Annotated in this window: 13 protein-coding genes; 3 read left to right on the top strand and 10 right to left on the bottom strand. The window is 67.9% G+C overall.

What is annotated here, in order from left to right; genetic code table 11:
* Nucleotides 1–55 precede the first annotated feature (55 nt).
* Genes EV675_RS25490 through EV675_RS25480 form a run of 3 tightly spaced genes read right to left on the bottom strand, consistent with a single transcriptional unit; the run spans nucleotide 56 to nucleotide 2340 of the window.
* Nucleotides 56–1027, bottom strand: coding sequence for a Bug family tripartite tricarboxylate transporter substrate binding protein (locus EV675_RS25490; RefSeq protein WP_130361230.1), 972 nt, complete (start codon nucleotides 1025–1027; stop codon nucleotides 56–58).
* A 19-nt stretch (nucleotides 1028–1046) separates the two neighbouring features.
* On the bottom strand, nucleotides 1047–2027 hold the full coding sequence (locus EV675_RS25485) for an alpha/beta hydrolase (protein WP_130361228.1): 981 nt from the start codon (nucleotides 2025–2027) through the stop codon (nucleotides 1047–1049).
* Nucleotides 2014–2340 carry a hypothetical protein gene (locus EV675_RS25480; RefSeq protein ID WP_130361226.1) on the bottom strand — a complete coding sequence of 109 codons (327 nt, stop codon included), beginning with the start codon at nucleotides 2338–2340 and terminating at the stop codon, nucleotides 2014–2016. The genes EV675_RS25485 and EV675_RS25480 overlap by 14 nt, the downstream gene beginning before the upstream one ends.
* 84 nt (nucleotides 2341–2424) lie before the next feature.
* Between EV675_RS25480 and EV675_RS25475 the strand changes: the two genes are divergently transcribed.
* Nucleotides 2425–3339, top strand: a complete 915-nt coding sequence (locus tag EV675_RS25475; RefSeq protein ID WP_165404771.1) for a LysR family transcriptional regulator — start codon at nucleotides 2425–2427, stop codon at nucleotides 3337–3339.
* 13 nt (nucleotides 3340–3352) lie between these two features.
* On the opposite strand, the gene EV675_RS25470 is transcribed toward EV675_RS25475, so the two are convergent.
* Nucleotides 3353–3817 (bottom strand): MarR family winged helix-turn-helix transcriptional regulator, encoded by a 465-nt coding sequence (locus tag EV675_RS25470; protein WP_165404770.1) that lies wholly within the window; start codon nucleotides 3815–3817, stop codon nucleotides 3353–3355.
* Nucleotides 3818–3946: 129 nt separating this feature from the next.
* Between EV675_RS25470 and EV675_RS25465 the strand changes: the two genes are divergently transcribed.
* Nucleotides 3947–5101 carry a M20 aminoacylase family protein gene (locus EV675_RS25465; protein WP_242621597.1) on the top strand — a complete coding sequence of 385 codons (1155 nt, stop codon included), beginning with the start codon at nucleotides 3947–3949 and terminating at the stop codon, nucleotides 5099–5101.
* 27 nt (nucleotides 5102–5128) lie between these two features.
* Nucleotides 5129–6106, top strand: a complete 978-nt coding sequence (locus EV675_RS25460; RefSeq protein ID WP_242621596.1) for a Bug family tripartite tricarboxylate transporter substrate binding protein — start codon at nucleotides 5129–5131, stop codon at nucleotides 6104–6106.
* 83 nt (nucleotides 6107–6189) lie between these two features.
* On the opposite strand, the gene EV675_RS25455 is transcribed toward EV675_RS25460, so the two are convergent.
* The 6 genes from EV675_RS25455 to EV675_RS25430 all read right to left on the bottom strand — a co-directional run bounded on the left by EV675_RS25455 (nucleotide 6190) and on the right by EV675_RS25430 (nucleotide 12035).
* Nucleotides 6190–6969, bottom strand: a complete 780-nt coding sequence (locus EV675_RS25455) for an SDR family NAD(P)-dependent oxidoreductase (protein ID WP_130361220.1) — start codon at nucleotides 6967–6969, stop codon at nucleotides 6190–6192.
* 28 nt (nucleotides 6970–6997) lie between these two features.
* A complete protein-coding gene (locus EV675_RS25450; RefSeq protein WP_130361218.1) occupies nucleotides 6998–7693 on the bottom strand; it encodes an ABC transporter ATP-binding protein in 696 nt (231 codons plus the stop codon).
* A gap of 15 nt (nucleotides 7694–7708) precedes the next feature.
* On the bottom strand, nucleotides 7709–8464 hold the full coding sequence (locus EV675_RS25445) for an ABC transporter ATP-binding protein (RefSeq protein ID WP_130361216.1): 756 nt from the start codon (nucleotides 8462–8464) through the stop codon (nucleotides 7709–7711).
* The gene (locus EV675_RS25440) at nucleotides 8461–9471 is read right to left on the bottom strand and encodes a branched-chain amino acid ABC transporter permease (RefSeq protein ID WP_130361214.1); all 1011 of its coding nucleotides are present in this window, start codon (nucleotides 9469–9471) and stop codon (nucleotides 8461–8463) included. The genes EV675_RS25445 and EV675_RS25440 overlap by 4 nt, the downstream gene beginning before the upstream one ends.
* 122 nt (nucleotides 9472–9593) lie before the next feature.
* Nucleotides 9594–10508, bottom strand: coding sequence for a branched-chain amino acid ABC transporter permease (locus EV675_RS25435; protein ID WP_130361212.1), 915 nt, complete (start codon nucleotides 10506–10508; stop codon nucleotides 9594–9596).
* A 366-nt stretch (nucleotides 10509–10874) separates the two neighbouring features.
* Nucleotides 10875–12035 (bottom strand): ABC transporter substrate-binding protein, encoded by a 1161-nt coding sequence (locus EV675_RS25430; protein WP_130361937.1) that lies wholly within the window; start codon nucleotides 12033–12035, stop codon nucleotides 10875–10877.
* Between the last annotated feature and the right edge of the window lie 12 nt (nucleotides 12036–12047).

Genomic DNA, 12047 nt, shown 5'->3' with positions numbered 1-12047 from the left:
CTCTCGACGCCGGGTCCGTGCTACCCCCCGGCACCGCTTTCCCCCGGGGGCTGCCCTATTCCTTCTCGATGCCCGCGGCCTGGATGACCCGGCTCCATTTTTCCAGTTCGGCACGGCCGAAAACGGCCAGTTCAGCCGGGGTGCTGTAGGACATTTCCAGCCCCAGGCCGACCAGGCGCTCGCGCACGGCCGGATCGCGCGTGGTCTTCTCCAGCGCCTGGCTGAGCCGCTCGATCACCGGCGCGGGCGTACCCGCCGGCACGTACAGCGCATACCAGGCCAGCAGTTCGAACCCGGGATACTGCTCGGCGATGGGCGGCACCTCGGGCAGGAGCGGCCACGGCTTGGCGGAACTGATGCCCAGCGCGCGGACCTTGCCGGCCTTGACCTGCTGGGTGCCGGTCACGATGTCGGTGAACATGGCCGACACGTGGCCGGCCATGACGTCGTTCAACCCCAGCGGGATGCTCTTGTAGGGCACGTGCAGCATCTGGATGCCGGCGGCCGTCGTCAGCATCGCGCCCGGCACCAGGGTGCCCGCGCTGCCCGACGCGTAGGACAGCTTGCCGGGCTGGGCCTTGGCCAGCTTGACCAGATCGGCCAGGGTCTTGACCGGCAGCGCGGGATTGGCGACCAGCAAGGCCGGCGTGTAGGCCACGCGCCCCACCGGCGCGAAGTCCTTGACGGGATCGTAGCCCGGCTTCTTCATCAGCGCGGGATTGGCCGCCTGGGTGGTCTGCGTGGTGAAGAACAGGGTGTAGCCGTCGGCCGCGGCGCGCGCCGCGGCCTGGGCCGCGATGGCGCCCTGCGCGCCGGCGCGGTTCTCGATCACCAGCGGCTGGCCCAGTTCGCGCGACAGCGCCTCGCCGACGATGCGGGCGGTGGTGTCCACGCCGCTGCCCGGCCCGAACGGCACCAGCACGGTCACCGGACGATGGGGATAGGAATCGGCCGCCACGGCGCCCGCGGCGCCGAATGCGGCCAGGGAAGCCAGGGCGTATGCGCCCATGCGTATGCTCTTGTTCATGCTGTCTCCGGTTTCTGGTTCAAGGATGTTGCAGGCCGAGCGCGTCGAGCCAATGCAGCACCCGCTCGGCGATGAGATCGCTGTTGCGGTCCATCATCAGGAAATGGGAATTGCCGCGCATGCCGCCGGCGGGCAGGTCCAGCACCTCGACCGGCGCGCCCCGCTCCGCCAGCGCGGCCGCATGCGCATCCACCGTGGCGCGGTAGCGGCGCCAGACGGGGTGATCGTCGATATGGTCCCCCCAGGCCAGCAGGTGCGGCTGGGTCCCCGCCTGTCCGGCGGCCGGCGCCCCCGAAGGCTCCAGCGCCACGACGGCGCGTACGGTCTCGGGCCGCTCCTGGGCCGCCAGCAGCGCGAACCCGCCGCCCTGGCTGTGTCCGACCACGATGCAGGGCCCCACCTTGTCCAGCAGCGCGCGATAGGCGGCGCTGGTGATGGTCTCGTGGCCGGCCCAGCGCGGCACCCACTGGCGCGCGAACTGGTCGAAGGCCTCGACCGGGAACTGCTGCCCGGGATGGGCCCGGCGCGCGGCCGGGTCGGTGCGGTAGCCATCGGCCGGCCCCATGCGGAACATGTCCCAGGCCTCGTCCAGCGTGCGGAACAGCGGCGCCTCGGCATACAGGTCCGGATAGCGCGCCCAGGCCGCGCGGCCGCGCTCCACGGCGTCGGATACGCAGACGTCGTATCCCGCCCGCAGGAAGCGCCACAGCCAACCCGGACGCCCGTCGGGAGTCGTCTCCCAGTTCGCGCCCGTCATGCCGCCGCCATGCCAGAGCAGCACCGGCAGTGCATGCCGGGGGCGTGCCAGCCGGTAGGCCTGCACGTACATCTGGCCGACGACGTGGTCGCCGTTGGGATCCACCGGCCGGGCCGCCGCGCCCTGCGCCAGGCGCCTGGTCTCGACCGGCAGGCCGCTCAGCGTGCGCACCGCGCCGCCGACGTGGAAGCTGTCGATGGCGCGCAGGCAGATTTCGTCGGGCGCGGATTCAATTGCGGGCATGAAGAAAATCCTGGTCCTCGGAAAAGCAGCGGATGCGCGGCACGGCGCCGAAACAGGAACCCAGGGCGCCTTCCATGGCGTCCATGAAGTTCGCGACGACCTGGGCGCCGCGGCGCTCGTTGCGGCGGAACTGGACCTCGAGGTAGACGGGGTAGCCGCGCGGGATGGCGTGCGCCGCCACCACCATCAGTTGCACCTGGGTGGCCTGAGCACCCAGCAGGTCCACGCAGGCGCGCTCGGTGGCGATGGCCAGCGCGGCCAGCGGCGCGTCGGCCAATAAAGGGCTGTAAACGAAAGCTTTGATGACGGGCATGGCGATCACGGTCAAGTCGTGACGGCCATGATGCCGGCGTCGAATAATGAAATCCAGTGCAAATTATTGCGATATTATTGCGTCATGCGCACCAATTGCGATCTTCCCGATCTCCAGGCCTTCTGCGCCCTCGTGCGCTGCGGCGGCTTCAACAAGACCGCCGACATGCTCGCGCTCTCGCCCTCCGCGCTGAGCCGGCGCATCAGCAAGCTGGAGGAAGCCCTGGGGGGCCGCCTGGTCGAACGCACCACGCGCACCATGGTGCTGACGCCGCTGGGCCAGGCCCTGCACGAACGCCTGGCGCCGCTGCTGGACAGCCTGGACGACTGCCTGGCCGGCGCGGCGCGCGTGGCGCGCGGCGAAGGCGGCCAGTTGACCGTGGCCTGCATCACCACCGTGGCGTATTCCTTGTTCCCGGCCGCCCTGTCGCGCCTGCGGCAGCGCCATCCGGACGTGCGCGTGGACCTGCGCGACGACACCGGGGCGCGCGTGCGCGATGCCGTGCTGCGGCGCGAGGCCGAGTTCGGCATCACCGTCATGTGGGAAGACGAGCCCGAGCTGGCCAGCCAATTGCTGCGCGACGATCCCTATGTGCTGGCATGCGCGCCCGGCCACCCGATGGCGGCGCGCGGCCAGGCCGCCTGGGCCGATCTGGCGGGACAACGGGTGCTGGCCCTGCGCCGCAGCAGCGCCAACCGCCAGCAGATCGACGCCGCGCTGGCCATGGCGGGCGTGCCCGCGCCCTGGTTCGACGAAGTGGAACACCTGTCGTCCATGATCGGCTTCCTGGAGCACGGCGGCTGGATGGCGGTGTTGCCCCGCCTGGCGCTGGCGGCAACGACCCGCGTCGCGACCATCCCCCTGACCGGACCGACCATCGCGCGGCGCATCTGCCTGGTGCGGCGGCGCGACGCGACGCTGAGCCGGCCCGCGCGCGCCCTGTGGGACGAACTGGCGCGCAGCATCGCCGACGCCCCGGCCGACGACTCCTCCGGCTGACCGGCCGGAACGCTCAGGCGGCTTCCCCCGCGCCGCCGTCGCGCGCGGCCCGCAGCGATTGCATGAGCTTGTCCAGCAGCGCATCGAGCTGGCGCAGTTCCTGTTCACTGAAATCGCCGAACATCACCTCGCGCTCGTGGCCGCCGCCGATGCGGTCCGCCTGCTCGCGCACGCGGCGGCCGCGGGCAGTCAGGGTCAGTTCGAACGCCCGCGCGTCGCGCGTGCTGATGCTGCGCTCGGCCAGGCCCAGCTCGATCAGCCGCGACACGACCTTGGACAGCACGGTCTTTTCGATGAAGGTGGCGGCCTGCAGGGCCGACACGCTGATGCCCGGCGCATCGCCGATCTGGCGCAGCACCCGCAGGTCGCGCACCACCAGCCCGAGTTCCTTGCGATACAGCTCGTTGACCTGCCGCACCGCCTCGCTCTTGATGAGGTCGAGCTTGTAGGTGAAATAGGTCTCGAGTTTCTTGGTCACGGCGGTCTCGTGCGGGCGGCGGGGCATCGCGGCATTGTATGCCGCGCGCCATCGGCGGGGTAAATACTGAGTGCAATTTTCAATAGTTGAAATAGCATCCTATTTTTTGATTCACATGGCAGGATGGCAATGAAAATCGAGGTCTCGGACACGCACGCCCAGGACATGACCACATGGCGGCGCACGCTGCACCGCAACCCGGAACTCGGCTTCGAGGAACACGAAACGGCGGCCTTCGTTGCCGAACGGCTGCGCGAATGGGGCATCGAAACCCATACCGGCATAGGCGGCACCGGCGTGGTCGGCGTCATCCAGGGCGCGCTGGGCCCCGGCCGCAACGTCGGCCTGCGCGCCGACATGGATGCCCTGCCCATGCAGGAGCAGACCGGCCTGCCCTACCAGTCCACCAAGCCCAATCTATTCCATGGCTGCGGCCACGACGGCCATACCGCCATCCTGCTGGGCGTCGCGCGCCACTACGCCTCGCGGCGGGAATTCCGCGGCACGCTGCACCTGATTTTCCAGCCTGCCGAAGAAACCCTGCGCGGCGGTTCGTCCATGATCCAGGACGGGCTGTTCGAGCGCTTCCCATGCGACGAGGTCTACGGCCTGCACAACCACCCGCCGCTCGAACCCGGCCGCGTGGGCGTGCGCAACGGCGCCATCCTGTCGGCCTGCGACCTGTTTCGCATCCGCATCCATGGCGTCGGCGGCCATGCCGCCAGCCCGCACCGCACGGTGGATCCGGTGGTGGTCGGCAGCGCGCTGGTGCAGTCGCTGCAAACCATCGTCAGCCGCTCGGTGGATCCGTTGCAGACCGCGGTGGTCAGCATCTGCCAGTTCCATGCCGGCACCGCCATCAACGTCATCGCCGGCGAGGCCGTGCTGGAAGGCACGGTGCGCACGCTGGACCACGGCGTGCAGGCCGAGATCCTCAGGCGCCTGAAGGAGATCTGCGCCGGCGCCGAGCAGGCGCACCGCTGCCGCATCGAGTTCGAGCACCTGCAGACCTCGCCCGCCACGATCAATGCGCCGGAGCAGGTCCAGGTCGTACGTGATGCCGCCCGCGCCATCGTCGGCGATGCCGGCCTGGAACCCGACATCGCCCCGCTGATGGCCTCCGAGGATTTCGCCTACATGCTGCAGGAAAAACCCGGCTGCTACTTCTTCCTGGGCAACGGCGGCCACATGTGCCACCACCCCAGGTTCGACTTCAACGACAGCGTGCTGCCCGTCGGCATGTCGGTCATGGTCGAGATCGCGCGCCGCCGTCTGACGGCCTGACCCCATCCCCCCCGCAAGGACACCGCCATGCACGCACCCCGCTACCTTGCCGCCCCCGCCCTGGGGCTGCTCATGCTTGCCGCCGCGCCGGCCCAGGCCCAGACCGCCTATCCCGCGCGCCCCATCCACCTGATCGTCAACGGCGCGCCGGGCAGCCTGCCCGACCTGTTCGCCCGCCCCATCGCCGAGAAGATGCGAACGTCCCTGGGCCAGGCCGTGGTCATCGACAACCGCCCCGGCGCGGGCGGCCTGCTCGCCATGACCAACCTGAAGAACGGCGCCGCCGACGGCTACACGCTGGCGGTGGTCACCAACGCGCATGCCGTCTGGAACCAGTACCTGTTCAGCAAGCTGCCCTACGATCCGCTGGCCGACCTCCAGGCCGTCGGCCCCATCGCCGTGATCCCCATGGTGCTGACCGCCAGCCCCGCCCTGCCCGCGGGCTCGCTCAAGGAACTGGTCTCGCTGGCCAAGGCCAAGCCCGGCGCGCTGAACTATGCGTCCTCCAGCACCGGCTCGCCGCCCCACGTGTTATTCGAGATGTTCAAGCTGCAGACCGGCGCCGACATCCTGCACGTACCGTTCAAGTCCGGCCCCGATGCGCTCAACTCCACGATCGGCGACAGGACCCAGCTCTACCTGGCCGGCTCGGCCCTGATCGAGCCGCAGGTCAAGGATGGCCGGCTCAAGGCGCTGGCCGTGAACACCCGGGAACGCCTGCCCAGTCTGCCCAACGTCCCCACCTTCGCCGAACAGGGCTACCCGGGCCTGGAAGACACCGTGTGGCTGGGGATCGTGGCCCGGACCGGCGTGCCGGCCGACATCGTCCAGAAGCTGAACCGCGAGATCGCCAGGGCGGTCCAGGCCGAAGACATGAAGAAGCTCTTTGATGCGCACGGCTCGGTGGTCTACACATCCAGCCCGGAAGAATTCGCCGCCCGGATCAAGGCCGACCACGCGCTGTGGGGGCCCGTGATCAGGAAGGCGAACATCTCGCTCGACTGACACGCAGCCGGAAAACCCGGCGCTGAAATACAAAGGCCTCGGCGGCGCATGCCCCGAGGCCTTTGTCGATCACCGCGCGGCGGTCACTCCTGGGGCATGCCCGGGACTTCCACCGTGTAGTTCAGCGCCAGCCGGCCGCCATCGACGAACACCGTCTGCCCGGTCACGTAGCTGGCGTCTTCGCTGGCCAGGAACACCGCGGCGCCCGCCACTTCTTCCGGCCGTCCCAGCCGCGTCATCGGGATGCGCGACAGCACCGTGTGCAGCGCCTTGGGATTGTCGGTGATGGTGGACATGATGTCGGTGTCGATGCTGCCCGGCCCCAGCGCGTTGACGCGCACGCCGTGCGGCGCCATCGCCAGCGCCATGGCCTTGGTCATCTGCCGCACCGCGCCCTTGCTGGCGCCGTAGGCCAGTTGGTTGGACATCGCCAGTTCGGCCGTCATCGACGACAGCGTAATGATGCTGCCGCCGCGTCCGCCGCGCACCATGGCCTTGGCCGCGGCCTGGGCCACGAGGAAGGTCCCGCGGACGTTGACGTTCATCACGAAATCGAGGTCCTCGAGCGTGACGTCCAGGAACTCGGCGGCGCGGATCACGCCGGCATTGCACACGCAGATGTCCAGCCCGCCGAACTCGCGCTCGCACAAGTCCACCATCGCAGCCACCTGGGCCGGATCGGTGACGTCGCCGCGCAGGGCGCGCGCCGGGCCCGCCATGGCCGCCAGGGCCTCGGTTTCGACCTTCTCGGCGCGGTCCACCAGCACCACGTTGGCGCCCTCCTGGCTGTACCGCTTCGCGATCGCCAGTCCGATACCGCCCGCGGCACCGGTCACCAGCGCCGTCTTGTCCTTCAACCTCATCGATCCTTCCTATGCAAAAAAGCCAAGCCTAGACACCGACATACTGGGCGATCAACTCGGGGCGGTCCGACAACTCCGGCGACGTGCCTCGCCACACCGTCACGCCCTTGTCCAGGATGAAGTTGCGGTCGGACAAGCGCAGCAAGGCCTTGGTGTTCTTGTCCACCACGATCATGGTCAGGCCCTCCTGCTTGAGGCGGGCCAGCACGCTCCAGATCTCGGCGCGCACGATGGGGGCCAGGCCTTCGGTGGCCTCGTCCAGCACCAGCAGGCGGGGATTGGTCATCAGCGCGCGGCCGATGGCCAGCATCTGCTGCTCGCCGCCGGACAATTGCGTGCCGAGGTTGGCGCGGCGCTCTTTCAGGCGGGGGAACAGGCCGTAGATCTTCTCCAGCGTCCATGCCGAGGCGTCCGTGCGCTTGGAGGTGGCGATCAGGTTTTCCTCGACGGTCAGCGTGGGGAAGATCTGGCGCCCTTCGGGCACCAGCGACAGCCCCAGGCGGCCGACACGGTACGGCGCCATGCCGTTCAGCGCCTGCCCGTCGAAGGTGATGCTGCCGGCCGCCGGCTTGAGCAGGCCGAACAGGCAGTTGATCACTGTCGTGCGCCCCATGCCGTTGCGGCCGATCAGCCCCACGACCTCGCCGCGCTTGACCTCCATGTCGATGTCGAACAGCGCCTGGCACGAACCGTACTTGGCCGCCAGTCCTTGTATGGAAAGCATGCGTGAACTCCTGCCTCAGGCGTCGGCGTCGTCGCCCAGATAGGCGCGGCGCACTTCGGGGTGGTTGCGGATTTCCTCGATCGAACCGGTCGCGACGATCTTGCCGTAGACCAGCACGCTGATGCGGTCGGCCAGCGAAAAGACGGCGTTCATGTCGTGCTCGATCAGCAGGATGGTGTAGCGGCCCTTCAGGGAACGCAGCAGCTCGATGGCTGCGGCGCCTTCGGCCGCGCTCATGCCGGCCATGGGTTCGTCCAGCAGCAGGATGCGCGGATCCGCCGCCAGCGCCATCGCGACCTCGAGCTGGCGCCGCTGGCCATAGGCCAGGTTGGACACCACGGTGTCGGCCACGTCGGACAGGTGGCACTGCGCGATAATGGCGCGCGCCTTCTCCATGACTTCCCCGTAGGACGACATGGGCTTCCAGACGGCCCAGCGCACGCCTTTCTTGCGCAACGCCGCCAGACACACGTTCTCGACCACCGTGAAGGCATCGAAGATGGACGTGATCTGGTAGGAGCGCAGCAGGCCCATGCCCACGCGCTGCTGCACCGGCGTGCCGCTGACCTCTTCACCGCCCAGCACGATGCTGCCCTCGTCCGAGCGCAGTTCACCGGTCAACAGGTTGATCAGCGTGGTCTTGCCGGCGCCGTTGGGGCCGATGATGGCGTGCAGCTCGCCCGGTTCGATCTCCAGCGTCACGCCGTCGGTGGCGCGCAGGCCGCCGAAGCGCTTGACCAGGTCCTGGGTACGCAGTCCGATGGCGTTCATTGCGATTCTCCCGCGGAAGCGGCGGCAACCTTGGGTGCCGCGGCAGGCGCCGCGGACGGCGCCGGGGCGGGTTCTTCGCGCCGGCGTATCAGCCATGCGAAGCCGTTCTTGCTCACCAGGGCGATCACGACGATGACCGGCCCCATGATCAGCATCCAGTGCTGGGTCAGGCCCTTGAAGAATTCTTCCATCACGAGAAAGGCGATCGCGCCCACGATGGGACCGGTGATCGTGCCCAGGCCGCCGATGACCAGCATGACGATCAGCTCGCCCGACACCGGCCACGACATGTAGCTGGGCGAGGCGAAGGCCGTCAGGTTGGCCAGCAGCAGGCCCGCCAGGCCGGTCAATACGCCGGACATGACGTAGGCGGCCAGTTGCACGCGGAAGACCGAGTAGCCGAACGCATTGACGCGGCGCGGATTGATGTGGGTGGCCTGCAGCACCATCCCGAACGGCGACTTCTTGAGCCGCGCCAGGAATATCGTGACCGCCAGCAACACGGCCCAGGCCGCCCAGTAGACCTCGGTGCTGCCCGACAGCTCGAACAGTCCGAAGTTGCTCGGCTCGTTGATGTTCAGGCCGTCGTCGCCGCCGAAGGTGGTCATGCTGACCATCAGGAAGTAGAACATCTGGGCGAAGGCCAGCGTGATCATGATGAAGCCGATGCCCGAGGTACGCAGGCATACCGTGCCGACCACCAGGCCCACCAGCGCGCACACCGCCACTGCCGTCAGCAGCTGCAGCCAGCCGTCGCTGATGCCGTAGTAGCTGAGTATGCCCACGGCATAGCAGCCCAGGCCGATGAACATGGCATGGCCGAAGCTGACCAGACCGGCGAAGCCCAGCACGAGGTTCAGCGCGCAGGCGGCCAGCGCATAGACCAGCACGCGCGCGAAGAACGTCACGTAGAACGGCTCACCCATCGCCTGCGCGACGAACGGCACGGCCGCCAGGAGTATGAACAGGACCGGAATCATCCAGGCCCCGAATTTGACGCGATTCATATCGTCTACCTTGCAGGAATATCAGTTACTGCTGCCAGATCCAGGACGCCGCGGATCCGGCTCCGCCGGTCCGCCAGTGCCGCCCCCTGGGGGGCGCGCGTAAGCGCGTAGGGGGGGAACCACTACCTCTTAGTCAAGATGCCGTTGGGCCGGAACGCCAGCACCAGCGCCATCAGCACATAGATCAGCATGGAGGCCATGGCCGGGCCGACGGCATTGGCCGAGGCCGGCTGCATGAACGAGCCGAGCATGTGCGGGATGTAGGCGCGTCCCAGCGTGTCGATCACGGCGATGATCATCGCCGCCACCAGCGCGCCGCGGATGGAGCCGATGCCACCCACCACGATGACCACCAGCGCCAGGATCAGGACCGGCTCGCCCATGCCGGACTGCACCGACAGGATGGGGCCCGCCAGCGCGCCCGCCAGGCCCGCCAGGCCGGCGCCGAGCATGAACAGCAGCTTCTTGAGCAGGTCGATGTTCACGCCCAGCACGCTGACCATGGGCGAATTGCTGGCGCCGGCGCGGATCAGCATGCCGAAGCGCGTCTTCTGGATCAGGTACCAGGCGCCCAGCGCAACCGCCACGCCGACCGCGATGATCAGGATCCGGTAGAGGGGATATTGCGACCCGAACAGCGTCACCGCGCCGTCCAGCGCGGACGGAATGGCCGCGTAGTAAGGGCGGTTGCCGAAGATGACGATGGCCAGTTCGTTGAAGAACATCATCAGGCCGAAGGTCGCGAGCACCTGGTACAGGTGATCGTGCCGGTACAGCGGCCGGGCGACCAGATGTTCCAGCAGCAGCCCCACCAGCCCGGCGGCAATGATCGCCGCGGCGATGGCAAAGATGAACGACCCGCTCGCGTTATAGCTGGCCGCCCCGATGAACGCGCCGACCATGTACAGCGAGCCGTGCGCGAGATTGATGAAATTCATGATGCCGAAGATCAGGGTCAACCCTGACGACAGCAGGAACAACAGCACGCCGAGCTGCACACCATTGAGCAACTGCGACAAAAACAGCGAACTATTCATTGACAGACTTCCGTGTCAAAACCCGGGTCTTCCCCGCATACCCGGCTCTTTCGTTCCCAGTGCCTACGCACTCCCCGATCCCGTGGCGGCGATCGCCAACCGAGCATACCGGCGCTCGCGCCCCTCATCCATCGGTGCCACCCCTGAAAGGGAAGCCCACCCCCTACCCGCTTACGCGGGCCCCCTCAAGGGGGCGGCGCTGGCGGACCGGCAAAGCCGGATCCGCGGCGCCCTGGATCAGGGCAAATAACCGATGCTCCGAACCAAGACGCCCCCCCCCAAGACCCAGGATGCGGTGGATCCGGCTCCGCCGGTCCACCCGCATCGCCCCCTGGGGGGCGCGCGTAAGCGCGTAGGGGGGATCTTCTACATCTTGCACTCAGCAGCGTAGGCGTCCTTGTGGTCCGTCAGGACCTGCGACAGCTGCTTGTAGCCCACGCCGTCGCCGTTCTTGACGATCTCGTAGGCGTAGTAGTGCTGGATGGGCATGTTGTTGGTGTTGAAGGCGAACTTGCCGCGGGCCGTGGGGAACTTGGAGCCGGCTTCCTTGACGGCGGCCGCGAAGGCCTTCTTGTTCGACACCTTGCCGCCCAGCTTGGTGATGGCCGCATCCAGCAGGTAGGCGGCGTCATAGGCGGCCACCGCGTACTCGGTGGGAGGACGCTTGTACTTGGCCTCGTAGCCCGCCACGAATTTCTTGTTCTGCGGGTTGTCGAGCACCGGCGCCCACGGCGTACCGTAGATCGAACCGACCGCCTGCTGCTTGAGCGCGGCCAGCGAGTTGGAATCGATCAGGCTCTCGGACAGGAACGGCAGCTTGCCCATCAGGCCGGCCTGGTTCAACTGGCGCACGAAGTTCACGCCCACGCCGCCGGGATAGAACACGAACAGGGCATCCGGCTTGGCGCTCTGGACAGCGGCGATCTCGGCCGCGTAGTCGAGCTGGCCCAGCGGGGTGTAGACCTCGTTCTGGATCGTGCCGCCGTAGAAGCGCTTGAAGCCGGCCAGCTTGTCCTTGCCTGCCTGGTAGTTCGACGTCATCAGGTAGACGTTCTTGTAGCCCTGTTCCTTGGCGTACTTGCCCATGGCTTCGGACATGCCGTCGTTCTGCCAGCCCATCACGAACAGGTTGGCCATGCAGCCCTTGCCGGCGATCGGGGCCGGACCGGCGTTGGTCGACAGCGCGACCACGCCCGAATCCTTGATGCGGCGGGTCTCGGCCATCAGCACGTTGGAGAAGCCCAGCCCCACGATGGCGTCGACCTTGTCGCGCTCGATGAACTTCTGGACGATCTGCGCGCCCACGTCCGGCTTGAGCTGGTCATCCTCGCGCAGCACGGTGACGGGCTGGCCGCCCAGCTTGCCGCCCAGTTGCTCGACGGCCAGCATGAAGCCGTCGTACTGGTCCTGGCCCAGCGCGGCCATGGGGCCCGACAGCACGCCCGAAAAACCGACCTTGACCTCGGCATGCGCGGCGCCGGCGGCCATCAGGGCCGCCGCGATCAGGACGGCGGTTTGTTTCTTCATCATCGACTATGT

This window comes from Pigmentiphaga kullae, assembly GCF_004216695.1.
GTDB classification, from domain to species: Bacteria; Pseudomonadota; Gammaproteobacteria; order Burkholderiales; family Burkholderiaceae_B; genus Pigmentiphaga; species Pigmentiphaga kullae.
The sequence above is the reverse complement of the archived record's forward strand: the minus strand, read 5'-3'. Positions and strand labels throughout refer to the sequence as shown.

Coding starts and splice junctions, on each gene's coding strand:
- EV675_RS25490 (WP_130361230.1), bottom strand. CDS start 1,027: ATGAACAAGAGCATACGCATGGGCGCATACGCCCTGGCTTCCCTGGCC.
- EV675_RS25485 (WP_130361228.1), bottom strand. CDS start 2,027: ATGCCCGCAATTGAATCCGCGCCCGACGAAATCTGCCTGCGCGCCATC.
- EV675_RS25480 (WP_130361226.1), bottom strand. CDS start 2,340: ATGCCCGTCATCAAAGCTTTCGTTTACAGCCCTTTATTGGCCGACGCG.
- EV675_RS25475 (WP_165404771.1), top strand. CDS start 2,425: ATGCGCACCAATTGCGATCTTCCCGATCTCCAGGCCTTCTGCGCCCTC.
- EV675_RS25465 (WP_242621597.1), top strand. CDS start 3,947: ATGAAAATCGAGGTCTCGGACACGCACGCCCAGGACATGACCACATGG.
- EV675_RS25460 (WP_242621596.1), top strand. CDS start 5,129: ATGCACGCACCCCGCTACCTTGCCGCCCCCGCCCTGGGGCTGCTCATG.
- EV675_RS25455 (WP_130361220.1), bottom strand. CDS start 6,969: ATGAGGTTGAAGGACAAGACGGCGCTGGTGACCGGTGCCGCGGGCGGT.
- EV675_RS25450 (WP_130361218.1), bottom strand. CDS start 7,693: ATGCTTTCCATACAAGGACTGGCGGCCAAGTACGGTTCGTGCCAGGCG.
- EV675_RS25445 (WP_130361216.1), bottom strand. CDS start 8,464: ATGAACGCCATCGGACTGCGTACCCAGGACCTGGTCAAGCGCTTCGGC.
- EV675_RS25440 (WP_130361214.1), bottom strand. CDS start 9,471: ATGAATCGCGTCAAATTCGGGGCCTGGATGATTCCGGTCCTGTTCATA.
- EV675_RS25435 (WP_130361212.1), bottom strand. CDS start 10,508: ATGAATAGTTCGCTGTTTTTGTCGCAGTTGCTCAATGGTGTGCAGCTC.
- EV675_RS25430 (WP_130361937.1), bottom strand. CDS start 12,035: ATGAAGAAACAAACCGCCGTCCTGATCGCGGCGGCCCTGATGGCCGCC.